We start from the raw sequence: 24127 nt of genomic DNA, 5'->3' as shown, positions 1-24127 counted from the left end.
CACCCCCTTTCGCGGCGCGTCGGCCGGGTCGGGTGGGTCAGCCTCCGAGCGACCCCCGGAGCCGGGCCTGGACGAGCGCCGTGTGCAACCGCAGCGACAGCGCCGCGAGTTCGCGGACGATCTCCTCGGCGCGGGCCTTGGCCTCCGGGCCACGCTGCCGGGCTACCGGCGCGACGACCTGCTCGAACAGCCCGACTTCGCGGTCGGCCGCGGTCTTGTAGCCGCGCAGGTGCCGGGGTTCGAGACCGAACTCCGCCATCCGCACGACGGTCTCGGCGACCGCCAGGCCGTCCGCGTCGTACCAGCCGGCCCCGCGGGCGGAGACCAGACCGTAATTCTCGATCTGCTTCAACTGCGCGTCGGTGATGCCTGTCCGGGCCAGCAGGTCGGACCGGGAAAGACGGACATCAACCTCAGGTCGGGAGAAATCGCCCGCTGCTGGCAACGCGTCGTTCGCCACCAGCGCCCGCTGATCCGGCCGATCGCCGTCGGCACCGGGCGCACCCCGGTCGATCGCCTGCAGGTGCTCGCGGATCACGCGCAGCGGGAGGTACTGGTCCCGCTGCGCGGCCAGGACGTACCGCAGCCGGGCGACGTCCTCGGGCGAGTACTTGCGGTACCCGGCCGGCGTGCGCTCCGGTTCCACGAGCCCTTCGGACTCGAGGAACCGGAGCTTGGAGATCGTGGTGTCCGGGAACTCCGGCCGGAGCTGCGAGAGCACCTCACCGATGCTCAGATAGGCCCGGGCGGAGGACCCGGACGTGGTCACGGCGCAACCCCCTCCGCAGCCCGCGGCGACGCAGACGTCACGGTGCCACCTTGGGGCCCGAGAGGAAGACGAGCCGGAACTTGCCGACCTGCACCTCGTCGCCGTTCGCCAGGGTCGCGGACTCGACCCGCTCCCGGTTGACGTAGGTGCCGTTGAGGCTGCCGACGTCGCGCACGACGAAGACGCCTGCCTCGCGGCGGAACTCGGCGTGGCGACGGGACACCGTGACGTCGTCGAGGAAGATGTCGCTCTCCGGGTGACGGCCGGCGGTGGTGACGTCGGTGTCGAGGAGGAACCGGCTACCCGCGTTCGGCCCACGACGGACGACGAGCAGCGCCGAACCGGGCGGAAGGCTCTCCGCGATCCGGGTACCCTCGGGATCGCCGCCGCCGCCTGCCTCCGACGCCTCAACGACATCGTCGATGGCGCCGAGGATCATCGTCGAGGTGACATCCAGCTGCTGATCGTCCTCGGAATGGCGGCTCACCGCACACCTCCGGCGTCTAGGGCCCGCAGGCACGCCCGCGCGGATGCTGGAGGGGCACCCTTCAAGTTAGATCGCCTCCCGGTCTTCGTCGGTTGACCGCGCTTGCGGTCGGGTCCCTGCGATGTGGGCCCGGCGGCCAATCTGCTCTCGGACTGGCGCCGGATCTGCGACCCAGTCTGGCAGACCAGGTCACAGCGAGGGGACGACCACCCGCCTCGCGACCGGTGTTCGACCCACGAAGCCTAGTGCAAGCACGTAAGCAAGCGCGCGTCGCGTGGGTACGCGCTATTCCTTCTCGGTCAGTTCGCGATACTCGTCGGCGCTCAGGAGGCTGTCGAGGACAGTGGGATCGTCCACCTCGATCTCCAGCATCCACCCACCGCCGTACGGTTCGCCGTTGATCAGCTCGGGCTGGTCGTCCAACGCCTCGTTCCGCGCGGTGACGGTCCCGGTCACCGGCGCGTACACGTCCGAGACGCTCTTCGTCGACTCGACCTCGCCCACCGCCTCGCCCGCAGTGATCGTGTTGCCGACCTCGGGGAGCTGCACGAACACGATGTCGCCCAGCGAGTCCTGCGCGTAGTCGGTGATGCCGATCCGGACGGTGCTCCCGCTGGTCGCGCGGATCCACTCGTGCTCGTTGGTGTACCGCAGATCGTCGGGGATCACGGACGGTCCTTTCGTGCTGCAGGGAAGAGTGTCAGTCGACCGGCTCGGCATACCGCGGCGTCGCCGGTGAGAGCGTCGCACTGACGGTGACCGTCTCCGGCGCGTCGATCTGCAACTTACCGCCGGCGTCCTCGACGGAGTCCACGACACCACCGGGGATCGCGAGCGCGGCGCGCATCGTCTGCGGCTCGCCGATCGCCAGCACCGTGTACGGCCCGGACAACCGCCGCCCGCCGACCAGCAGGCCGCCCTCGTCGGCGTCGAGGAACGCGGTGGACGCGATGATCCGCACCGGATCGCCGCTGCTCCCGCCGATCTGCAGCGCCTCGGCGCCGGCGCCGCGCAGCTCCTCCACCGCGTCCAGGATCACGTCCGCGCTCAGTGGACGCGAGCCTTGGAGGAACACCAGCTCCAGCCCGTCGCCCTCGGCCGGGTCGGTGCCGGCGAGGATGCCCAGCTCCTCGGCGCGCTCCTCGAGGTCCTTCTGGACGGTCTGCGAGCCCTCGGCGTCCGAGGTGAGCGTCCGGCGGCGTTCCTGGAGCTCGTTGATCTCGGCGCGCAGCCGCTGCTCGCGGTTGTCCAGCTCGTCCAGGATCCGCACCAGGTCCTCCTGGCGCGCTCCGGCCAGCTCGCCGTCGCGCTCGTTGCGGCGCAGTTGCGCGGCCAGGCTCAGGCCGAGCAGCGCGCAGAGCGCCACCGCGGCTGCCTTCATCCACCACTGACGCCGGGACTCCGCGCGTGGCCGCCGGTGCGCGGGCGACGGCCCGCCGACGCCGGAACCGCTGGTAACGCGGGACGCCCGCACCACCTCGGCGCCCGTCCGGCGTTCCTCATGCCGCCCGGCCGCCGGCACGCCACCGGCCGCCGGCACGCCACCGGGCGCGGCGTCCCGGGTGCCGGAGCCGCCGGTGCCGGGGGCCGCCGAGCCGGCCGCGGGGGGACCGGCCGCGGGCGGACCGGCCGCGGGCGGGACAGCCGCGGGAGGGACAGCCGCGGGAGGGACAGCCGCGGGAGGGACAGCCGGCTCGTCGGCGCCGGACGCGCCGGGCATCGGCGGACGCGGAGCCGCCGGGGACGACAGCGGCAGCGTGATCGCCTCGGTCACCGCGTCGTCCGGCTCGGGCATCACCGCGCCGGGGTCCTGGTCGCGCTGGCGGGGTGCGCGCGGTGTCCCGGGGGCCTCGCCGCCGGCGTCCGGGCCGTTCATGCCCGGAAGATGTGGCGCCGGATCGCCGCCACGTTCCCGAAGATCCGGACTCCCAGCACGACCACGACCCCCGTCGAGAGCTGACCACCCACCCCGAGTTTGTCACCCAGGTACACGATCAGCGCCGCCACCAGCACGTTGGAGACGAACGAGACGACGAACACCTTGTCGTCGAATATCCCGTCCAGCCGCGCGCGGACGCCGCCGAAGACCGCGTCCAGCGCGGCGACCACGGCGATCGGCAGGTACGGCTCGAGACCGGTCGGCACCGCCGGCTCGAACACGAGGCCGACGACGACGCCGACGATCAGCGCCAGCGCGGGAATCAATCAGCACCTCCGGCAGAGGACGAGGGGGACACTCGCGGTGCGGCCGCCGGCCGGGTCGAGGTCGGCGAGGACGTCGGCGGGGTGCCGCCGGACGGCGTCGGAGTCGGCGGCGGCGTGGACGCCGCCGGACCGGTGGAGGTCGACGGGCTCGCCGAGGACTCCGCGCGCGGCCGGGCCGCCTCCCGCAGCTCGGGGTCGGGACCGGCCGGCAACCGGAGTTCGTCGTCGCGACGCAGGTCCAGCCCCATTTTGTAGTCCTTCACGTACGCCTGGAACCGCCGTACCGCCGGTGCGCGCAGCAACGCGCGGTAGAGCGCGTCGGCGTCGCCCACGGCCGTGATCGTGTACGGGTTGTCGACCGGCCGGAAATCCACCAGGACGGCCGAACCCGCCGACCGGATGGTGGAGAGTGCGGTCAGCCGCTGGCCGTCGATCGCGACCGCCTCCGCGCCCGCCGCCCAGACCGCGTTGGCGAGGCTCTGCAGATCACCGTCCTGCACGAGGAACGCCTCGGCGTCCCCGACCGTCGCACCGGTCACCGGGTCGCGGGTCGGCTCGCCGTCGGATACCTCCAGCACGATGCCGGGGCCGGTCACCGGCGCCACGCCGGTCATCGCCTCGGCGTCCCGTACCCGGCGGGACAGGGCGCGGCCGGTGGAGCTGTCCGCGACCGCGGCGTCCTGGGCCGCGGCCACCTCCTCGCGACGCCGGTCGGCGAGCTGCTGCAGCTCGTCGGTCCGGGTCTGCGCGCGGCGGACCTCGGCGGTGAGCGCCTCCCGGGTCTCGGCCGCCTCCGGTGCGGTGGCCACCGCCTCCCGGTACGCGACCGCGAGCACCACCCCGATGAGCGCGGCGCAGAGCAGCGTCAGCCCGCCGCGGGAGCGGGAGGCCAGCCGCGACGGCGGCTCACCATTCTCCCGTCGCCGGGCTGCCTCGGCGTAACCCGGGTCCAGGTGGTTGTTCATCAGGTCGGCCAGCATCGTCAGGCCGGGCGACGGGGGCGCGCCCTTGCCGAACAGCCGGAAGCCGGTCTCGGGAGCGTCGTTCCCGGGGTCGGTCGGCGGGGCGGGGGAACTCACCCGGCGGCCTCCAGCCGCTCTCGCCGGGCCAGCCGGACGAGCGAGCCGGTCTGCACCACGTACAGGGCGGCGGCCCACCAGTAGAGCCCGACGCCCCAGATCGCGAACGCCCAGCCGACCGGCGCGGCGATCGTCCCCACGATGCCGTCCTGCCCGGCGAGCAGCAGCAGCGGGAACGCGTAGAGCAGGTTGAACGTCGCCGCCTTACCGATGTAGTGCACGGGCAGCGGCCCGTAGCCGTACCGCCGGAGCACCATCAACGCGAGCCAGAGCACCCCGTCCCGGACGATCAGCGCCACGGCCATCCACCACGGGATGATGTCGCGGATCGCGAACGTGACCACGGTCGAGAAGACGTAGAGGCGGTCGGCGAGCGGATCGAGCAGCTGCCCGATGCGGCTGACCTGGCCCCAGGCCCTGGCGAGGGCGCCGTCCAGCCAGTCGGACAGCCCGCTGACCACGAGCACCAGCAGCGCGAGCAGGTCGGCGTGTGCCACCAGGACGAGATAGACGAACACCGGGACGCCGAGCAGCCGGAGCGCGCTGAGCGCGTTCGGCACGGTGAGCACTCGCGCCGTCACCGGCGGATCGGCGACGACCGGCGCCGACGCCACCTCGGATGCCTCGGGCACGACCCAGCCTCCCCTCCGCTGCCAGCCGGACGCCGCGTGACGGCACCCGTTCCGTATTCGCCCATGCTGCCACCTCGGTCCGGCCCGAGGGCGACCACCGTGCACCCCGTGGCGCCGGCCACTCCGGTAGCCGCTCGCCGGGTGGCCCGGGTGCGGCCGGGTGGCGACGCCGTGCGCTGCTCCCGTGCCGCACCCGAGCCGACCCTCAGCTCGCCCTGCTCCGCGCCGAGAAACGGGATGACCACACGGACGTGGACCCCCCTTTCGATCGAGGAGATGATCGGTGACCGAACCGACCCCCCGCACGCGCCGCCCCGGCGCACGCTTCACCGCCGGCGTTGCCGGCCTCGCCGGCCTCGGCCTCGTCGCGGGAGTCGTCGCGGCACCCTCCACAGTGCTCGCCGAGGGCGCACCGGATCCGGTGACCACGACGGTTCCGGTGACCCCGGTGACGACGCCCGCGGCCCCGGCGACGACGCTCGCCGGTGCCGCCGGCCGGGCCACGGCCGCTCCGGTGACCTGGAGCAAACCCGGCGCCAGCGTGACCGCGCCGCCGGAGAGCGTCGTCGCCGGGGTTTCCGCCGACGAGCGGGTCCGGATCGTCACCGTGCGCAACGTCGACGGCAAGCCGGTGGTCAGCACCCGCGCCGTCACCGGGCGCGAGGCGGCGGCAGCCGCCGTCGCCGACTCCCAGGAGGACGCCGGCACCGTGTCGGTCGGTGTCGACCAGGTGGTCCGGATCGCGGACGCCGAGCCGGCCCCCACGACGGCAGCAGCCGCCGCGCCCACCACTGCGGCTCCCACCACCAGCGCAGCGGCGACCAGCACCGACACGCTGCGATCCGGCCAGTGGGCGCTCACCCGCCTGCGTGCCGAGGACACCTGGGCGCGCACCACCGGCGGCTCGGTGCTGGTCGCAGTGGTCGACAGCGGCGTCCAGGCGAACCACCCCGACCTCGCGGGCCGCGTCGTGAGCGGCGTCGACCTGGTTCGGGACACGAGCAGCACCGACGGCAGCTACGACCCCAACGGCCACGGCACCCACGTCGCGGGCATCATCGGCGCGATCGCGAACAACAACCAGGGCATCGCCGGGCTGGCGCCCGGTGCGACGATCCTCCCGGTGCGCGTCCTCGGCGCGAACGGCTCCGGCTACAGCTCCGCGGTCGCCACCGGCATCATCGAGTCCGTCGACCGCAACGCGGCGGTGATCAACATGTCGCTGGGTTCCAGCACGCGGGACAGCGCGATCACCTCCGCGGTCCAGTACGCGCTGAGCAAGAACGTGACCGTGATCGCGTCCGCGGGCAACTCCCGGATGAGCGGTAACCCGGTCAACTGGCCGGCCGCCGAGACCGGCGTGATCGGCGTCGCCGCGACCGACTCGGCCGACCAGGACGCGAGCTTCTCCAACACCGGCAGCTACGTCGACATCGCGGCGCCCGGCGTGGCGATCGTGTCGACGTACCGGGGCAGCGCCTACGTGTCGATGAACGGCACGTCGATGGCGGCTCCGTACGTCGCCGCCACCGCCGCGCTCGCCAAGGCCGTCTCCCCCGGCCTGACCCCGGCAGCGATGACCACGCTGCTCCAGAACACCGCGACCGACCTCGGCACCGCCGGACGAGACAACGCGTTCGGCTACGGCCTGGTCAACCCGTACGCGGCGGTCTGCTCGCTCGGCGGCTGCGCCGCGACGCCCGCCCCGACGACCAGCCCCGCCCCGACGACGCCCGCCCCGACCACCCCCGCTCCGACCACGAGCCCGGCCCCGACCACCCGTCCCACCACGCCGCCGAAGCCGACCGCCCCGGCGAAGACCACGTTCACGCTGACCAGCGGTTCGGGTAAGAAGATCACCGCCGGCACCGCCGTCACGGTCACCGCGACGCTGACCAGCGGCTCCACCCGCACGCCGACGCCGCTGCCGAACGCAGCGATCCACGTCTGCGTGCGCACCGCACCGGCGACGAAGTTCACCTGCGAGGCCGGGCAGACCGACGCCGGTGGTACCGCCCGCTACAGCGCCTCGCCGAACACCGCCACCACGGTCTACTTCACCCACCCCGGCGGCACCGGCACCACCGCGTCCAAGTCCGCCACCGCGTCCTACCCGGTGATCGCCACCGCGCAGCTGGTCACCCAGGCCGGCGGCACGCTGGCCGTCACCGTCAACCCGGCCGCCGGGCAGGTCCTCACGCTCGACCGCTGGACCGGCAAGACCTGGGCGAAGGTGACCACCAAGAAGGTGTCCGCCGCCGGCCAGGCGTCGTTCACCGGTCTCACGGCCGGGTCCTACCGGGTCCGGGTCCCGGCGAGCGGATCCGCGCTGGGGTCCACCAGCGGCGCGGTCACGGTGGCCTGACCGGCGTCCGGCACCAGCCACCGCACCGAACGGCCGAGCGGACCACGGGCGGGCCGGAACAGCACCACGCCGAGCGCGATCGCCAGCGCTCCACCGATCCACCAGCCGAGTAGGTGGATCAGGACGCTGGCGACGATCGCCCCGCCCAGACCGCCGAGCCAGATCAGGCCGTGCGCCGTTCCGAAGAACGCCCACGCCTGCGCGGCACCGGCCGGCTGACCGAGCAGTCGGCGGCCGGCCCGGTGCCACCGCATCCACAGCCAGAACATCACCGGGAGCAGCACGACGCCCATCCCGTAGAGCGTCAGCGCCACGTCGGAGCCCACCCAGTCCCCCACCTGGGTGAGCACCGGCCGGGTGTCCCAGGCCTCGAAGTCGGCCCTGGTCTCGGAGAAGAACCGTTCGTAGCCGGTGCCGTCCCAGCCGTGCACGAGGATGAAGAACATCCCGAAGTACGCGGCGACGACCTGGAACGCGGCGAGTTGCGGCCGCCCGGCCCGGAGCAACCACCGGGTCACCAGGTACCCGAGCACCCCCTGGGTGGTGTTGGTCGCCGCGAACAACGCGACCAGCCACGCCGGGATCGTGTCGTAGTCCCCGACGTGCATCGTCTCCCAGCTGGGAAAACCCCAGAGCAGCCAGGCGCCGCTCGGTGCGAACAGCGCCGCGCAGTAGAGCGCGGTGATCAGCAGGTACGGGTCCGCCACCGGCTTCTCCGCCGTCGGGCTTCCCGTCTTCGATTCGGACGCCGTGCCGCGCGCCGCCGCAGGCTGCTCCGAGAGCACGGCACCGGCGCGGAGTTGAGCGGCCGCGGCCAGCGCGAACCCGGCCCCGATCCCGTACGCCCAGAAAACGTCGACCTCGACCATGCGGGCCTCCCTGCCCTAGTTCTCCTTGAGATAGCGGGTGAGCACCTTGCCGGTGGCGTTGCGGGGCAGGTGGTCGGTGAATACGACGTCCCGCGGGACCTTGTAGCGGGCCAGGTTCGACCGGACGTAGGCGCGCAGGTCGTCGGCGTCCACGGCGGCACCCTCGGCCGGGACGACGTGCGCCGCCAGCCGCTGCCCGAATTCGTCGTCCGGGACGCCGAACACCGCGACATCCGTGACGTCCGCGTGCCGGGCGAGCAGTTCCTCGACCTCCTGCGGGAACACGTTCTCGCCGCCGGAGACGATCATGTCGTCCTCGCGTCCGTCCACGAACAGGCGGCCTGCGTCGTCCGCGTGCCCGAGGTCGCCGGTGCTCATCAGCCCGTCGACGACCGACTTGCCGCCGCCACCGCTGTAACCGGAGAACGTCATCCGGCTGCCGACGTGGATCGTGCCCGGCTGCCCGGGCGGGACGCGCCGACCGTCCGGCCCGAGCACCCGCACGGTGACGCCCTGCGCGGGCAACCCGATCGTGCCCGGCGCCGCCCGCAGGTCGGCGGGGGTCGCGAACGTGGACCAGCCGGTCTCGGTGGAGCCGTACAGGTTGAAGACGACGTCGCCGAACTCGTCGAGTAGTGCGGTGGCCAGGTCCGGGCGCAGCGGTGCGCCCGCGACGCCGATCGCCTTCAGGCTCGACGTTTCGCACGAGAGCCGGGTCGCCCGCGGCACCGCGAGCATCCGCTGCAGCATCACCGGTACGCCGAACAGCGCGGCGGCCCGGTGCTGCGAGACCATCTTCAGCGCGGCTTCCGGCGTGAACCGCCTGCACAGCACGATCGGGCTGCCCAGGGCCAGCGCGAGCGTCCAGTACGCGAGCCCGAAGCCGTGGAACAGCGGCGGCAGGACGACCAGCGGGTCGCCGGAGCGCAGCCGCATCGCGTCGACCATGCCGATCGCCGGGATAGCCAGCGCGAGCGGCTGCACGTCACGCGGAGCGCCCTTCGGGGTGCCGGTGGTGCCCGACGTCAGCATGACGATCCGGCTGGCCCGCCGGGTCGCCGGTGGAGGCGACAGGTCACCACCGCCCTGCGGTGGTTCGTCGGCGAGGACACGCGGACCGGCGAAGTCGGCCGCGGCGATCACGTCGTTGAACTCGCTGTCGCCGAACAGCGCCGCGACGCGTTCCCGGCGGAGCGCCTCGGCGAGCTGCGGACCGGCGAAGTCGGTGTTGAGAAAAACCAGGTCGACGCCGATCGCCGCGCCGCCGAGCGTCGCGATCGCGAAGCCGGCGTGGTTGCGGCACATGATGCCGAGCTTGTCGCCGGGCCGGAGGTGGCAGGAATGGTAGAGGAACGCGGCGGCCACCTCGGCGTGGCGACGCAGCTCGGCGTAGGTGATCGTGCGGTGCTCGTCGATCACCGCGGGCCGGTCGGGGTAGCGGGCCGCGGCGATGCCCAGCATCGTCGGCAGCGCGGGCCCGTACCGGTACGCGGTCCGGACGACGTCCCGCAGCGCGCGCGGCCCCAGCGGGCCGAGCACGCCGGTGCGTACCAGCGTGCGGGTGGCCTGCGCCGCGAACCCGAACGGGCCGCGGCCACCACGCCCGTCCGCCCGCCGCCGCGCCGCCCCGCTCCTCACCGCGCCGCCCCCGCGTCGTCCACCGGCAAAACGTCCGCCGCCGGGCCCAGCGCGGCCGGGCCCACCGCGGCCGGGCCGTGGGAGGTCGGCCGCGTGGTGCGGTGGTACCGCGTGAGGGCGGCGTCGACGGTCGCGGGCAGCGCGTCGCCGACCAGGCCACCGGCGCGCGCCCACCACGGGCTCAGCAGCCGCGGCCGGTAGGCGAGCGCGCGGCACACCACCGCACCCGCCTCGTCCGGCGACATCCCCGGCAGCCGGGCGAACTCGGCGGTCGGCGCGCTCATCGCGGTGTGCACGAGCGGAAAGTGGATCGACGTGGTGACGACACCGTCGGCCCGCAGCTCCGGCGCCGCCGCCCGCACCCACGCCTCGAACGCCGACTTCGACGCTAGGTACGCCGTCCACTGCGGAGGCGGCAGGTCCACGCCGACCGTCGAGATGTTGACGACGTGCCCGCGCCCTCGCTCGCGCATCCCGGGCAGCAGACCGAGCAGCAGCCGCACCGGCCCCAGATAGTTGACGTCGATCGTCCGCGTGTAGTCGTGGAAACGCTCCGCGGACGCGCTGACCGACCGCCGGATCGACCGCCCGGCGTTGTTCACCACCACGTCGACACCGCCGTACCGGGTCAGGATCTCCTCGACCAGCGCGCCGACGGCGTCCGGGTCGGACAGATCGGCCGGATGGTCGTGGGCGCTGCCGCCGGCCGACACGATCCGGGCGCGCCCCGCGGCGAGCCGGTCGGCGGTGCGCGCGACCAGCAGCACGGTTCCCCCGGCGAGGGCCACCTGCCGGGCGGTGGCTTCCCCGATCCCGGACGACGCCCCGGTGATCAGCACGGTCCGGCCGGCCACCGCGGCGCGCAGCACGCGCGGGTCGGGACCGGGCCAGGCCAGGCCCATCGCGGTGCGCACCAGGAGCGGTAGCCGCCGACCACCCGGGGTCCACGAGCGATGCGGGGTTAAGCTGAATGACGTGTCATTCCGCATGGGAGTAAACGATGCCACACGTTGACATCGCACAACGGCGACGTGACGAAATTGTCCGGGCTTCACTCGAAATCTTTGCCGAGCGCGGCTACCACGCGACCGGCATCGCCGACATCGCGTCCGCGCTGAACATCGGCCACGGGACGTTCTACCGCTACTTCCGGAACAAGCGCGACATCGTCAGCCACGTGCTGGTGCACGTGCTCGAGCGTCTGAACGACACGATCCGGGACGAGAATCCGGGCAGCGCCGACACCCTCGAGGAGTGTCTGGCGCAGTTCGTCCGGGTCGGCGAAAAGCTGTTCGCGGTGTTCACCGAGGAGCCTGCGCTCGGGCGGTTCTTTTTCGCCGAGGCGCTCGGCGTCGACCGGGACTTCACCCGTGCGCTGACCGCCGGTCTGAATACGTTCGGCGGCGTCACCCAGTCCTACCTGGTCAACGGCGTCGCGAAGGGGTTCCTCCGCGACGACCTGGACGTCGGCGTCACCGCCCGCGCGATCAACGGCATGATCCTCGCCGCCGCGATCGACGCGTTCGACGGCAAAGACCCCGACGTGGTCCGCACCCGCTGGCTGACCAGCGCCCCCGACCTCATCCTCCGCGGCATCCGCGCCTGAGTGCGCGGCCCGCCCAGGGCGGCGCTGGCAGTCGAGCGCGAGACCGCCTCGTATTGGTCATACTCAAGGTTTCGCGCTCGCCTGCCGGCGTCGTTCTGGGCGGGCCGCCCTCAAGGAGTTCCGTGTTCGGCGCGGATGACGTGCATCACCGCGTTGATCAGCGCCAGGTGCGTGAACGCCTGGGGGAAGTTGCCGAGGTGCTTGCCCGAGTACGGGTCGAGCTCCTCCGCGTACAACCCCAGCGGGCTCGCGAACGACAGCAGCTTGCCGCAGAGCTGCCGCGCCCGGTCCAGTTCCCCGATCTCCGCCAGCGCCGACACCAGCCAGAACGAGCAGATCGCGAACGTGCCTTCCTCGCCGTGCAGGCCGTCGTCGGTCTCCTCGACCTTGTACCGGAGCACGAGCCCCTCGACGGTCAGCTCGTCGGCGATCGCCAGCACCGTCGACTTGATCCGCGGGTCGTCCGGCGGCAGGAACCGCACCAGCGGCAGCATCAGCGCGGACGCGTCGAGCGCGTCGGTGTCGTAGTGCTGGGTGAACACCCCGCGCGTGTCGACGCCGTGCTCGCAGATGTCGGCGTGGATCTCGTCGGCGACCTTCTGCCACGAGTCGGCCAGCTCGTACTCCTGGCGCAGCCGCGCCAGCCGGGCGCCCCGGTCGACCGCCACCCAGCACATCACCTTCGACGACGTGAAGTGCTTGGGCTCGCCGCGGACCTCCCAGATCCCCCGGTCGGGCTCCCGCCAGTGCTCGATCGCCTTCTCCACCTGACGCCGCATGATCTTCCAGGTGCGGTCGTCCAGGCGGTCGCGTGACCGGGTGTGGAGGTACATCGAGTCGAGCACGGCGCCCCAGACGTCGTGCTGCTGCTGGTCGAACGCGCCGTTGCCGATCCGCACCGGCCGCGCACCGTCGTACCCGGACAGGTGGTCGAGCACGTGCTCGGTGAGCACCCGCTCGCCGTCCACCCCGTACATGACCTGCAGGTCACCCTGGGACGCCACGTCCGCGACGAAGTTGAAGAAGTCGTCGGCCTCCCAGTCGAACCCGAGCGTGTAGAGGCCCCAGAGCGCGAACGTCGAGTCCCGGATCCAGCTGTACCGATAGTCCCAGTTCCGCTCGCCCTGCGGGGTCTCCGGGAGCGACGTCGTGGCGGCCGCGACCAGCGCGCCGCTGGACGCGTACGTCAGGCCCTTGAGCGTAAGGGCGCTGCGCTGCAGGTGGCCGCGCCACGGGTGGTCGGGGAACGAGCCGCGGGCCAGCCAGTGCTGCCAGTGGTGCGCGGTCCAGGTCTGGCGCGCGTTCGCGTCGTCGACGGTGTACGGCGGCTCCACCGACGCCCAGGAAAGCACGGCGAACCGCTGGTCGCCTTCCTTGAGCAGGGTGCGGGAGGTGGCCCGGCCGCCCTCGAAGCCGATCCGCATGTCGGTGGTGAGCCGCAGCTTCGGGCCGCTGTCCTCACCGTTGGCACTGGTCGCCATGCCCTGGTGGTAGCCGCGGTCGGTGTAGGACCAGCGGGCCTGGTAACGCCCGTAGTCGAACATCGGCTCGCAGTCCATCACGACCTGGACCTCGCCCTTCACACACCGGACCGTGCGCAGCAGCATGTGCTGCGCGTCGTAGTCGGTGGGGGCGCGCCGCTGGGTGGGCGAAAAGTGGTCGTTGTGGTGCCATGGGCCGATCAGCAGCGTGTCACGGACGATCAGCCATCCGCCGGAGGACTCCCAGGACGTCTCCAGGACCATCGTGCCGGGTAGGTACCGGCGGTCGACCGGCACCATGTTGTCGGCCGGCCCGATCCGGAAGCCGCCGGCGTCCCGGTCGAGCACCGCGCCGAACACGCTCGGCGAGTCCAGCCGCGGCAGGCAGAGCCACTCGATGTTGCCGCTCGGTGCGACCAGCGCCATCACCTCGCAGTCGGACAGGAAACCGTAGTCCGCGATCGGAGGAAACGGTGAGCGCGACGCCAGCGCGTCGGCCGACACGGGAACGCGGATGCGGTCGAAGCCTCCGCCGCTGATCATCGGACGTCCGCCGCGGGCGTGGCCCGGCGGAAACTGCTGCGGGGCCGTAGCGGCCCACTGGGCGCGCAGACAGTGATCATCGGCGCCGCTCCTCCTCGTCCATGGGCCGACACGCGGCCACTCCCTGTACCGGCGGGGGCGTGAACCCCCCACGTTGCTCACCGTCCATGACGGCCGCATCTCCCCGCGGTGACCAGTGTGTAGCACCTCTGCGGGCCTGCGTACCAATCGCGAGACGGAGGGTGTTCGACCGTCGGCCGCCGCCCGTTCACCGCCACGTTCCCACCCCGGCCGACCCCCGACCACGGTACGTACGGACGGTTTTCTGAATCCATCCGGCTCCCGGTGACCGAGTGTCGCGCACTTCTCCCGCCGAATCGATCCAGTCGGGCGTGCCGAAAAGACCCGTACGCGTCGGCGCGTACGGGTCCGGGGCAGCGAGCGGGCGGAGCCTCAGGCGGCGAGAGTCTGGATCGCCCACTGCATGCGGGCGACGGCGGTCTCCGGGTGCTCGCCGAACTCGGCGGCCAGGCGGACCGCGCAACCGTCCGCGCCGCCGCAGGTGAGCAGCGCGCCCGCGATCGCCGCGCGAACCTGCTCCGGCGTCGGCAGGTCGGAGGGCTGCAGAGCGCTGACGAACAGTGCCTCGGCGTCGATGATGGTGCTCATGACTTTCCCCTTCCTCGTGCGCTGCCCCGGTTGCTGTCTTGGTGCATTTAGAGTGCGCCTAGGAAGCGGCCGGAACGATCGGCCGTTGGACACTTGATCTGTCTACTCCCGAACACTTGCGAATACGCCGTTCGGTTGAGGCTCGGGTGCAATTCGCGCCGACGTATTCGGCACTTGCCATTTCCACGCTAGGGTGCGCGCGTCCTAGCTGCTCAGCGCCTTGTCCAGCGCCGAATCGCGCGGGGAAATTACCACCGGCGGCCGGTCGCGCAGAGCGTCCGCGGCGGCCTTGAGCGCAGCCGGTACCTCGCGTATCCGGTTGCGCCACAGCGTCATGTCTCGACACGAGTCACACCGCCCGGCGACCCCGTCGGCGTCGATTCCGACGTGCCGGCACAGCGACACCGCCCGGGGTAGGTGGAACGCCTGACTCACCAGCAGCGCACGCCGCACTCCGTAGACCTGGTACGCCCGCGCGCAGGTGTCGTAGCTGTCCAGCCCGTTCGGGTCCGCGACGATCCGGTCGGCCGGGACGCCACGCGCCGTCAGGTACCGCGTCATCGACGACGTTTCGTTCCCGGACGTCCCGTTCCCGTCGCCGGAGACCAGCAACGCCTTGACCTTGCCCGCCCGGTACAGTTCCGCGGCGATGTCCAGCCGCCCGGCCAGGAACGGCTTGGGCGTCCCGTCCGGCCGTAACTGGGCGCCGAACACGATCGCGACCGGGGCGTCCGGCGCTGCGGCGACGGTGTCGTACCGGTGCCCCGACGACCCGGTCCAGGTCCAGGTCACGGCGGCGCCCACGACGACGGCCCCGAGGACGACCAGCCCGATCACCAGCGTGAGGAGCCGCCGACGCTTCCGCGGCGTGGCCTTCGTAGTCTGTGCGTCCGAAGTCTGGGCATCCGAAGTCTGGGCGTCCGAACTCGGGGCGTCGGAATCGGAAGGTTCAGCCGACGACACGTCGGTTGCGTCGCTCACGCCACCAGACAACCAGTTGTCCGCAACTGCGTTACGTTCACCGTCGTGGGTGCACAGAGCGCAGGAACCGCCACCATCGATCCAGCCCTGGCCGCCCTGGCCACCGCGCACGGGGTCGCCACCGAATACGTCGGGTCGACCGGCCGGCCGGAGACCGTCACCGCGTCCACGGTCGTCGCCGTGCTCGGCGCGCTCGGCGTCGCGGCCGACACGCCGGAGGCGGTCGCGAAGTCGCTGGCCGACGCCGAGCTGACACCCTGGCGGCGGCTACTGCCGCCGACCGTGGTCGTGCCCGCGGACGAGCCCGCCACCGTCGTGGTCCGCTCCCCCGCGGGTGGGTCGCTGTCCGCGCGCGTCCTGACCGAGCAGGGCCCCTCCGTCACCGCCACTGCTTCTGTGGACGTCACCGAGGCGCGCACCGTGGACGGGGTGCAGCGGGAGGCCCGCACCGTGGCCCTGCCCGCGCTGCCGCCCGGCTGGCACCGGCTGGAGGTCTCGACCGGCGCGGAGACCGGTGAGGCCGTGCTGATCGCCGCCCCGGCCCGGGTGCCGTACCCGGCCGGTGCGGGCCGCGTATGGGGCTGGATGCTCCAGCTGTACGCGCTGCGCGGCGCCGACTCGTGGGGGATCGGTGACTACGGCGACCTGCGGGAGCTGGTCCGCTGGAGCGGCACCGAGCTGAGCGCCGGTGCGGTGGTCTGCAACCCGCTGCACGCGCCGTCGCCGGTGCTGCCGCTGGAGAACTCGCCGTACTACCCGTCGAGCAGGCGCTTCCGGAGCCCGCTCTACCTGCGGATCGCGGACACCGCCGAGTACCGGGCGGCGTCGCCGGAGCAGCGGGCGGCGGTCGACGCGCTGCGGCCGGAGGCACCGGCCGACCGGATCGTGCGCGACCCGGTGTGGACCGCGAAACTCGCCGCGCTGGAGCTGCTGTTCCCGCTCGCAGCGTCCGGAGATCGCGCCACCGCACTCACGGGCTACCGAGCGGAACAGGGCCAGGGCCTGGAGGACTTCGCGACGTTCTGCGCGCTCGCCGAGGAGCTCGGCGTCCCCTGGCAGTCCTGGCCCGCCGAGCTGCACCACCCCGCCGCGGACGCGGTGGCCGCCGCGCGCCATCGGCTGGCGGACCGCGTCGACTTCCACGCCTGGCTACAGTTCCTCTGCGACGAGCAGCTCGCCGCGGTCGGCGACGCCGCCCGCGAGGCGGGCATGCCGGTCGGCGTCGTGCACGACCTCGCGGTCGGCGTCGACCCCGGTGGTGCCGACGCCTGGGGCCTGCAGGACGTGCTCGCCGACGGCGCGACGACCGGAGCGCCGCCGGACTCGTTCAACCAGCACGGCCAGAACTGGGAACTCCCCCCGTGGAACCCGCGGCGTCTGGCCGAGGCCGGTTACGGCCCGTACCGGGACATGCTCCGGGCCACGCTGCGGTCGGCGGGCGGCGTCCGCATCGACCACGTGCTCGGCCTGTTCCGGCTCTGGTGGGTGCCTGCGGGCCGGCCCGCGACCGAGGGCACCTACGTTCGCTACGACCCGGACGCGTTCCTCGGCGTGCTCGCGCTCGAGGCGCACCGCGCCGGGGCACTGGTGGTCGGCGAGGATCTCGGCACGGTCGAGCCGCACGTCGCCACCGCACTGGCCGCGCGGGACGTGCTGGGCAGCAACGTGATCTGGTTCGAGCGGGACGACCCGGACCCGGCCGTGGACGCGCCCGGCGAGCTGCCGTCGCGGCCGCGGCCGCCCGCCACCTGGCGGGAGGGCGCCGCGGCCAGCGTCACCACGCACGACCTGCCGACCGCGGCCGGGTTCCTGACCGGTGAGCACGTGCGGGTCCGGGCCGAGCTGGGTGTCCTCGGCCGGTCGGTCGAGGAGGAGACCGCGACGGCGGTGTCCGAGCGCGCCGCGCTTCTGGATCTGATCCGCTCGGAGGGGTTGCTGACCGAGCCGGACGGGTCCGGCGAGGAGACGATTCGCGCGCTGCACGCGCTGCTGGTCCGGACGCCGTGCCGGCTGGTGCTCGCCGCGCCCGGCGACGCCGTCGGCGATCTGCGGCAGCCGAACCTGCCCGGCACCACCGACGAGTACCCGAACTGGCGGCTGCCGCTCGCGGTGCCGGGCGACGCCCCGGGTGAGCACCGGCCGGTGACGCTGGAGGAGTTCCGCGCCTCCGACCGGGTCCGCCGCTTCGCCGAGGTGCTCGCCGGGGTCCGCGCGAGATGACGCGTTCCCGGCCTCTACGGTCGGCTGAGAGGCCGGGAATCCGTCACACGGCGTGGGGCTCCCGTTCGGCGGGGCGGTTGCTGTTCAGGTGGACCGGGATCGTGTCGAAGCCCCGGAGCGTCCGGGTGCCGCGGAGGGACGGCTTACCGGCCAGGGACAGGTCGGGGAAGCGCTCGAACAGGCGCCGCAGCCCGATCTCGCCCTCCAGCCGCGCGAGCGACGCCCCGATGCAGTAGTGCGCGCCGCTGGAGAACGCCAGGTGCTCCCGCGCGTTCGACCGCCGGACGTCGAAGCGGTGCGGGTCCGGGAAGACGTCCGGGTCGCGGTTGGCCCCGCCGATCATCGCCGTGACGAACGACCCGGCCTTCACCGGCACCCCGCACACCTCGGTGTCCCGGATCGACCGCCTGCTGGTGGCCTGCACCGGCGACTCGTACCGCAGCATCTCGTCCACCGCGTTCGCCCACAGCGAGGGGTCGGCGGCCAGCGCGACGCGCTCCTCGGGGTTCTCGATCAGCAGGACCGCCCCGCTCCCCAGCAGGTTGACGGTCGTCTCGAACCCGGCCGCGAGCAGCAGCCCGGCGATCGCGAGCAGCTCCCGGTCGTCGAGCTTCCCGCTCTCGTCGTCGAGGTGGACGAGCTTGCTGACGATGTCGTCGCCCGGCTCCCGGCGCAGCCGCTCGAAGTGGCTGTACATCCAGTCCGACATCTCTTCGAGCGCGGTCTCGGACTCGACGAACTGCCGGTACGACAGGCCGATGTCGAGGACCGGCGCCGCCATCGAGCCCCAGGTGAGGAACTGCCGCCGCATGTCCAGCGGCACGCCCAGGATCTCCGCGATCACGGTGACCGGGAGCAGGCTGGCGAACTCGGCCACCAGATCCACCGGTTCGCCGTGCGGCCGCGCCGCCATGGCGTCCAAAAGTTCTGTCGTTCGTTCTTCGACGCGCGCGCGGAGCGCCTCGACCGCCTTCGCGGTGAACACCCGGCTGACCAGCCGCCGGTAGCGGGTGTGGTCCGGCGCGTTCGTGACCAGCAGCGACGGCGGGTCGATCGGACCGACGATCCGCTCGTCGGCCGCGACCCGGGTGAGCAGGTGGCGCGCGACCCACGGCATCTCGTCGGGGTCGAACCCGACCGCGAACGCGTCGCTGCGCAGGACCGAGGTGACCGCCTCGTGGCTGACGGCCTGCATCATCAGCCGGCCGGGCACCAGCGGCCCGCGGGCCCGGATCTCGTCGTAGGTCGCGTACGGGTCCGCCCTGGCCGCGGGGTCGGACAGGATGCGCGCGTGCAGGTCACCCTTGCGGTGCGCCCTTCCGATCACGACCCGCGCCACCCCGTGCCGGCCGATCCACCGGATCCTGGTCTTCACCGACACGTCACACTCTCCTCGGTTCACCCGTGCGTCGAACCGCTCCATTGTGTCGTTGCCCGCGGCGGCTGCGGACGCGTTCGCGAGAGCTTGTCGCATTCTGTTCCTGACATCGGATGTCAGCTACTTGCACCAGAGTGGCGGGTGTCCGTTTCTTCGAGGAGGTAACGCTATGACCGTCCCCGACGACGTCGGTGCGTACAACCGGGAACTGATCCGGAAGTTCCGCGAGAGCCGTGGAGCAGCGATGGGCGATCGTCCGCTCCTGCTCCTCACCACGGTGGGGGCCCGGTCCGGGCAGGCGCGCACCAGCCCGATGATGTACATCCCGGACGGTGACCGGCTGCTGGTCGTGCCGTCCAACGCCGGCGCGCCCCGGCACCCCGCCTGGTATCACAACCTCGTCGCGAACCCGCGCGTGACGGTGGAGGTCGGTAGCGAGACCTACGAGGCCGACGCGGTCGTCGCCGAAGGCGAGGAGCGGGACGCGCTGTTCGCCCGCATCGCGGAGCAATATCCGTTCTTCACCGACCACCAGGCGAAGACCACCCGGGTGATCCCGGTTGTCGCCTTGGTGAGGTCGTCCGACTCCCCGGGTTAGGCTTGCCTAAGATGTGCGTGCGGCCGTTCCGAGCCGCGCGGGGCGGGAGGAGACGTTCATGGCCGGTCGGTCCCGGTTGTACGCCGAGAAGGTCGAACTGGCCTACGACCAGCGGGTCGTCGCCGAGAATCTGGACGTCGAGATCCCGGACGGTTCGCTGACCGTCATCGTCGGCCCGAACGCCTGCGGCAAATCGACGCTGTTGCGCGCGCTCGCGCGGATGCTCAAGCCGAAGTCGGGCGCAGTCCACCTCGACGGGGAGCTGATCAGCGCGCTGCCGTCGAAGGAGGTCGCGCGCCGGCTCGGGCTCCTGCCGCAGAGCCCGACCGCGCCGGACGGCATCACGGTGGCCGACCTCGTCTCCCGGGGCCGCTACCCGCACCAGAAGCTGCTCCGCCAGTGGTCGCGAGAGGACGAGCGGGTCGTCGCCGAGTCGATGGCCGCGACCGGCGTGCAGGACCTGGCGCTACGGTTGGTCGACGAGCTCTCCGGCGGTCAGCGGCAGCGGGTGTGGCTGGCGATGGCATTGGCACAGCAGACCCCGATCCTGCTGCTCGACGAGCCGACCACCTTTCTGGACATCGCGCACCAGCTCGAGGTGCTCGACCTCTGCGCCGAGCTGCACGAGCGAGAGAACCGGACGCTCGTCGCGGTGCTGCACGACCTCAACCACGCCTGCCGGTACGCGACGCACCTGATCGCGATGCGCGCCGGAAAGGTGGTGGCGGAGGGGCCGCCGGCCGAGGTCGTGACCGCGGCGCTCGTCGAGGAGGTTTTCGGGTTGCCGTGTCAGGTGGTGCCGGACCCGGAGACCGAGACGCCGCTGGTGATCCCGGCAGCGCGCCGGCGGCGCCAGGCGGCGGCGGCCGTTACGCCGTAGGACGCGCGGCGTGCCTGCGCCGTGCGGGGGCGCGGGGGCGCGGGGGCGCGGCGTGCCTGCGCCGCGCAGGGGCGCGGGGGCGCGGCGTGCCTGCGCCGCGCAGGGGCGCGGGGGCGCGGCGTGCCTGCGCCGCGCAGGGGCGCGGCGCACGGGGGCGCGGCGTCGTACCGCACCGCCGGGCCGCAGACCGCAAGACCGCGCGCCACCGCACCGCGCCCCCCGGGCCGCAGGCCGCGCACCGCGCACCGCGCACCGCGCCCCCCGGGCCGCAGGCCGCAGACCGCGCACCACCGCACCGCGCCCCCCGGCCGCACACCGCACACTGCACACCACCGCACCGCGCCCCCGGCCGCACACCGCACCGCGCACCACCGTGCCGCGCCAGTTCCCCGCGCCGCCGCGCCGTTGCGCCATGGGGCCGCGCGCCTGGCCGCCTGGCCGCACTACCGCCCGGCCGCCCGGCCTCACCACCGCCCGGCCCCCGGCCCCCGGCCGCATGGCCGCATGGCCGATGGCCGCATGGCCGCACCGCGGCATGGCACGGTGCGTCGAGGCGGCCATGGCCACCGCTGACCCGGCCGGACACGATCGTTCCCGGCGAACTCCGCGAATAGTCCACGCCGCGACGCCACCTCCCTTACGCTGCGGAATGAACGTTCATTCCGCAGCGGCGTGGAGGACGACATGGCAGCAGCACAGCTCCGGATCTTCGACCTGATGGCCTGCAACGTGTACTGGGACTTCGAGACCCCGGACCCGCGTGAGCAGCACAAGTTCCTGGTGGCCTTCTACCCCACCGGCGGTCCCCCCGTGCACGAGCTGATCGACACGATCACCGCGTACGGCCCGAACGGCTACCGCGTCGAGATCGCCAACCAGCCGTTCACTCCGAAGAACCGCAACGGGCACATCTACGACCGCACCACCGACTCGCACTGGTACATGCTCAATCTGGCCACCGGCTTCATGGAGGCCGGCGAGTACCGCATCGAGGTCACCCCGAAGGACGGCGGCGCACCGGTCGTCGCGTCGCGGGTGCAGCAGGCCGGACCGACCGAGGCGCTGGTCGGCGCATACGAGAACCACCGCAAGGAGATCTACGACTCGTTCACACCCGGCCAGGGCGACGTGCTCGACGCGGACGCACCCCGACAGGGCGTCGACGTGCGCTGGTCGCCGCTCAGCACGCTGTCCGGACAGGACGCGTACTACATTTTCCGGCTCGCCCGAGGCGCCTCGATCGCCGAGTTCGACACCCAGAACCTGCACTGGTGGGACAACATCTTCATCCAGCGCGTCACCGACCCGACAGCCGGACTGAACCGCGAGACGGTGACGGTCACCGCACCACTCGAGCCCGGCGCGCCGTACGTCTACTTCACCGAGATCACCGACAGCAACGCGATGGGCGACACGAACATCTGCGTCTTCCAGCCGCATCAGTCCTTCCGGGCGTGAACCGTGCCGATCGGTGACTAGACGCCCTGTTAGCCTCGCGGCGTGGAACGACAGTCGGTGACGCGCTCGGTCGCGGCGACCGGCAAGAGGGCGGCCATTCTGCGGGCCGCCCTCGTCACGTTCGCCGAGCGCGGGGTGAACGGCGTCGCCGTCCCGGAGATCGCGACGCAGGCGCAGGTCGGCACCGGCACGATCTATCGGTATTTTCCGAACAAGGAAGCGCTCGTCAACGAGCTCTACCAGGAGCAGAAGCGATTCCTGCAGGACGAGATCTTCACCGGGCTGGACGAGTTCCCGAGCGGTGGTGAACGCTTCACCGAGTTCTGGCGACGCCTCGCCGCGTTCGCACGCGCCCACCCGGAGGCGTACCGGTTCCTCGAACTGCAGGACCACCGGCCCTATCTCGACCGGCCGAGCCGCGAACTCGAGGTGGACGTGCTGGCACCGGCGCTGGACCAAATGCGCCGGCTCCGGGCGGCTGGCGTGGTGCGCAGCGACGTCCGTCCCGAAGTGTTGATGGCACTGATCTGGGGCGCGTTCGTCAACCTCTTCAAAGCCGAGCGGAGCGGGCACCTGGTCCTGACCGACGCCGACATCACCGCCGCCGGCGAGGCGTGCTGGACGATGTGCGTCGCCTCTTCGTCGCAACGGCACTAGAGCGTCTGTTTCCGCTTGTGGACAGCGGTTTTCTGTCGGTGGGCGCCGATAGAATCTCGCACATGAGTTCGATGGTCGGGTGTGTGGCGGTGTTGCGGGAGCTGGCCGGGGAAGACCTCGGCGGGCTCCCCGATTCCGCGCAGCTCGGCCGGGTGGAGGACTGGGAAGAAATCGTGCGGGTGGCCCAGGCCGGGCTCGCCGAAGCCGTGGGTGCGGTGCACCGCCGGGGCGCGGTCGCCTACAACGGTGCCCCGTCGACGAAGGCCTGGCTCCAAGGCTCCTTGAGAATGACCTCGGGTGAGGCCAGCGCTCTGGTGGACACCGCGCGCCGGTTACCGGTGCTGCCGCGTTTCGCCGCCGCCCTGTCCGCCGGCACGGTGTCCTTCGGACATGTGAAGGTCGCCGCTTGGCTCGCCCGGAAAGTCGACGCGGTCGATCCGGACCTGGTGCCCGTCGCTGAGGAGATGCTGTTCGAGAACGCCCACCAGCTCAGCTGCTCAGAGCTGCGGCAGATCGCCAAACGCATCCTCGAGCACCTGCTCCCGGCGAAGGAGCATCCGCCGGAACCCGAACGCGCGGTGTATCTGGGTCAGACCTACGACGACATCTGGGACCTCAAAGGCTCCCTCTCGCCCGAATGCGGAGCGATGCTGCAGACCTACTTCGCGACCCTGCCCAAACCCGATCCCGAAGACATGCGCTCAGCGGCCGAACGCCGCCACGACGCCCTCCGGGACCTCATCCGGCACATCCTGGACACCGGCGAGCTTCCCACCACCGCCGGCGAACAACCCCACCTCACCGTGCTGGTGCACGCCAGTGACCTCCGCCGCACCCCGACCGGCCGCACCGTCCTGGCCGACACCCCGCCCCCCACGCCTGACACTCCACTGCCCGACTATCTAGTCCGGCCGGACGACGAATGGCCCCTCGACACCGACGGGGAGCAGGAGTGGGTCACCGACTGGGACTGGGACGTGGTCGCCGACTGTGATTGGGACGTGGTCACCGACTGGCTCACCGACCCCCAGCACCAACCCGAACCCGCGGCCCCCACTCGCCACTACCCCGCCAGCGGCCCCGGCGGCTTCGACACGCGCCCCGGCGGCTCCGGCGGCGGCTCGGGTAACGGTGACCTCGGCCGCTCCAGCAGTGGCTCCGGCGGCGACCGGGGTAACAGCGCCAGCCGTGGCTCCGGCGGCGGCCCGGGAAGCGATGGCCTCGGCGGCTCCGGCGGTGGCTCGGGCGGCTCGGGAAGTGGCTCCGGTCGTGGTCCCCGGGTCTGGGTTCCCGGTAGCCGGTGGGTCCCCGGACCCGGCGACGGCGGCCGCACCGACTTCGGCGACACCCTCCCCCTCGAAGCCATCGACCGCATCGCCTGCGACGCCGCGATCAACCGCATCATCCTCGGACCCGACGACGTCCCCATCGCCGTCGGACGCCGCACCCGCCTCGTCCCACCCACCATGCGCCGCGGCCTCGTCGTAAGGGACCAGGGCTGCCGATTCCACTACTGCACCCGCCCACCCCACTGGACCCAAGCCCACCACATCATCCCCTGGACCCACGGCGGACCAACCGACATGAACAACCTCATCCTCCTGTGCGGCTT

The 24127-nt window shown here is 72.4% G+C and carries 22 protein-coding genes; 8 read left to right on the top strand and 14 right to left on the bottom strand.

Going from position 1 to position 24127, the window contains the following annotated elements; all coding sequences use genetic code 11:
- Nucleotides 1–37: 37 nt before the first annotated feature.
- From ftsR to clsA, 7 genes are all read right to left on the bottom strand, one after another.
- The gene (gene ftsR / locus BUB75_RS40055; protein ID WP_073265346.1) at nucleotides 38–769 is read right to left on the bottom strand and encodes a transcriptional regulator FtsR; all 732 of its coding nucleotides are present in this window, start codon (nucleotides 767–769) and stop codon (nucleotides 38–40) included.
- Nucleotides 770–806: 37 nt separating this feature from the next.
- A complete protein-coding gene (gene odhI / locus BUB75_RS40050; protein ID WP_178380103.1) occupies nucleotides 807–1208 on the bottom strand; it encodes an oxoglutarate dehydrogenase inhibitor Odhl in 402 nt (133 codons plus the stop codon).
- Nucleotides 1209–1541: 333 nt separating this feature from the next.
- Nucleotides 1542–1925 carry a glycine cleavage system protein GcvH gene (gene gcvH, locus BUB75_RS40045; RefSeq protein ID WP_073265342.1) on the bottom strand — a complete coding sequence of 128 codons (384 nt, stop codon included), beginning with the start codon at nucleotides 1923–1925 and terminating at the stop codon, nucleotides 1542–1544.
- A 31-nt stretch (nucleotides 1926–1956) separates the two neighbouring features.
- Complete coding sequence (locus BUB75_RS40040) at nucleotides 1957–3132, bottom strand: DUF881 domain-containing protein (RefSeq protein WP_084742327.1); 1176 nt, start codon at nucleotides 3130–3132, stop codon at nucleotides 1957–1959.
- On the bottom strand, nucleotides 3129–3461 hold the full coding sequence (locus BUB75_RS40035) for a small basic family protein (RefSeq protein WP_073265340.1): 333 nt from the start codon (nucleotides 3459–3461) through the stop codon (nucleotides 3129–3131). The genes BUB75_RS40040 and BUB75_RS40035 overlap by 4 nt, the downstream gene beginning before the upstream one ends.
- Nucleotides 3458–4540: a DUF881 domain-containing protein gene (locus BUB75_RS40030; protein ID WP_073265338.1), complete on the bottom strand. Its 1083-nt coding sequence runs from the start codon at nucleotides 4538–4540 to the stop codon at nucleotides 3458–3460. Before BUB75_RS40030 ends, BUB75_RS40035 begins: the two co-directional genes overlap by 4 nt.
- On the bottom strand, nucleotides 4537–5172 hold the full coding sequence (clsA, locus tag BUB75_RS40025) for a cardiolipin synthase ClsA (protein WP_218618059.1): 636 nt from the start codon (nucleotides 5170–5172) through the stop codon (nucleotides 4537–4539). The genes BUB75_RS40030 and clsA overlap by 4 nt, the downstream gene beginning before the upstream one ends.
- 283 nt (nucleotides 5173–5455) lie before the next feature.
- Here clsA and BUB75_RS40020 point away from each other — a divergent pair, with 283 nt between their 5' ends.
- Nucleotides 5456–7537, top strand: coding sequence for a S8 family serine peptidase (locus tag BUB75_RS40020; RefSeq protein WP_073265336.1), 2082 nt, complete (start codon nucleotides 5456–5458; stop codon nucleotides 7535–7537).
- Here the strand turns inward: BUB75_RS40020 and BUB75_RS40015 are convergent.
- Genes BUB75_RS40015 through BUB75_RS40005 form a run of 3 tightly spaced genes read right to left on the bottom strand, consistent with a single transcriptional unit; the run spans nucleotide 7468 to nucleotide 10958 of the window.
- The gene (locus BUB75_RS40015) at nucleotides 7468–8406 is read right to left on the bottom strand and encodes a hypothetical protein (protein WP_073265334.1); all 939 of its coding nucleotides are present in this window, start codon (nucleotides 8404–8406) and stop codon (nucleotides 7468–7470) included. The genes BUB75_RS40020 and BUB75_RS40015 overlap by 70 nt on opposite strands.
- A gap of 15 nt (nucleotides 8407–8421) precedes the next feature.
- Nucleotides 8422–10044, bottom strand: coding sequence for an AMP-binding protein (locus tag BUB75_RS40010; protein ID WP_084742326.1), 1623 nt, complete (start codon nucleotides 10042–10044; stop codon nucleotides 8422–8424).
- A complete protein-coding gene (locus BUB75_RS40005; protein WP_073265332.1) occupies nucleotides 10041–10958 on the bottom strand; it encodes an SDR family NAD(P)-dependent oxidoreductase in 918 nt (305 codons plus the stop codon). The genes BUB75_RS40010 and BUB75_RS40005 overlap by 4 nt, the downstream gene beginning before the upstream one ends.
- 86 nt (nucleotides 10959–11044) lie before the next feature.
- On the opposite strand from BUB75_RS40005, the gene BUB75_RS40000 reads away from it, so the two are divergent.
- Nucleotides 11045–11650, top strand: a complete 606-nt coding sequence (locus tag BUB75_RS40000; protein WP_073265330.1) for a TetR/AcrR family transcriptional regulator — start codon at nucleotides 11045–11047, stop codon at nucleotides 11648–11650.
- A 110-nt stretch (nucleotides 11651–11760) separates the two neighbouring features.
- Here BUB75_RS40000 and BUB75_RS39995 read toward each other — a convergent pair whose 3' ends face one another.
- The 3 genes from BUB75_RS39995 to BUB75_RS39985 all read right to left on the bottom strand — a co-directional run bounded on the left by BUB75_RS39995 (nucleotide 11761) and on the right by BUB75_RS39985 (nucleotide 15324).
- Nucleotides 11761–13674, bottom strand: a complete 1914-nt coding sequence (locus BUB75_RS39995) for a glycoside hydrolase family 15 protein (RefSeq protein ID WP_084742321.1) — start codon at nucleotides 13672–13674, stop codon at nucleotides 11761–11763.
- 453 nt (nucleotides 13675–14127) lie between these two features.
- Nucleotides 14128–14343 carry a hypothetical protein gene (locus tag BUB75_RS39990; RefSeq protein WP_073265328.1) on the bottom strand — a complete coding sequence of 72 codons (216 nt, stop codon included), beginning with the start codon at nucleotides 14341–14343 and terminating at the stop codon, nucleotides 14128–14130.
- Nucleotides 14344–14547: 204 nt separating this feature from the next.
- Nucleotides 14548–15324, bottom strand: a complete 777-nt coding sequence (locus tag BUB75_RS39985; RefSeq protein WP_245806379.1) for a SanA/YdcF family protein — start codon at nucleotides 15322–15324, stop codon at nucleotides 14548–14550.
- Between the two features lie 45 nt (nucleotides 15325–15369).
- Here BUB75_RS39985 and malQ point away from each other — a divergent pair, with 45 nt between their 5' ends.
- On the top strand, nucleotides 15370–17544 hold the full coding sequence (gene malQ, locus BUB75_RS39980) for a 4-alpha-glucanotransferase (RefSeq protein WP_178380101.1): 2175 nt from the start codon (nucleotides 15370–15372) through the stop codon (nucleotides 17542–17544).
- 43 nt (nucleotides 17545–17587) lie between these two features.
- On the opposite strand, the gene BUB75_RS39975 is transcribed toward malQ, so the two are convergent.
- Nucleotides 17588–19018, bottom strand: coding sequence for a cytochrome P450 (locus BUB75_RS39975; RefSeq protein ID WP_218618058.1), 1431 nt, complete (start codon nucleotides 19016–19018; stop codon nucleotides 17588–17590).
- Between the two features lie 73 nt (nucleotides 19019–19091).
- Here BUB75_RS39975 and BUB75_RS39970 point away from each other — a divergent pair, with 73 nt between their 5' ends.
- The 5 genes from BUB75_RS39970 to BUB75_RS45865 form a co-directional block, all read left to right on the top strand.
- Nucleotides 19092–19520 carry a nitroreductase family deazaflavin-dependent oxidoreductase gene (locus tag BUB75_RS39970; protein WP_073265323.1) on the top strand — a complete coding sequence of 143 codons (429 nt, stop codon included), beginning with the start codon at nucleotides 19092–19094 and terminating at the stop codon, nucleotides 19518–19520.
- Nucleotides 19521–19578: 58 nt separating this feature from the next.
- On the top strand, nucleotides 19579–20400 hold the full coding sequence (locus tag BUB75_RS39965) for an ABC transporter ATP-binding protein (RefSeq protein WP_073265321.1): 822 nt from the start codon (nucleotides 19579–19581) through the stop codon (nucleotides 20398–20400).
- 684 nt (nucleotides 20401–21084) lie between these two features.
- A complete protein-coding gene (locus BUB75_RS39960) occupies nucleotides 21085–21858 on the top strand; it encodes a hypothetical protein (protein WP_073265467.1) in 774 nt (257 codons plus the stop codon).
- 42 nt (nucleotides 21859–21900) lie between these two features.
- On the top strand, nucleotides 21901–22515 hold the full coding sequence (locus BUB75_RS39955) for a TetR/AcrR family transcriptional regulator (RefSeq protein ID WP_084742319.1): 615 nt from the start codon (nucleotides 21901–21903) through the stop codon (nucleotides 22513–22515).
- Between the two features lie 62 nt (nucleotides 22516–22577).
- The coding region (locus BUB75_RS45865; protein ID WP_143175715.1) for an HNH endonuclease at nucleotides 22578–24127 on the top strand (1550 nt) is incomplete at its 3' end.

This window comes from Cryptosporangium aurantiacum, from assembly GCF_900143005.1.
GTDB lineage: Bacteria > Actinomycetota > Actinomycetes > Mycobacteriales > Cryptosporangiaceae > Cryptosporangium > Cryptosporangium aurantiacum.
This window is presented reverse-complemented; position numbering and strand designations above follow the sequence as displayed.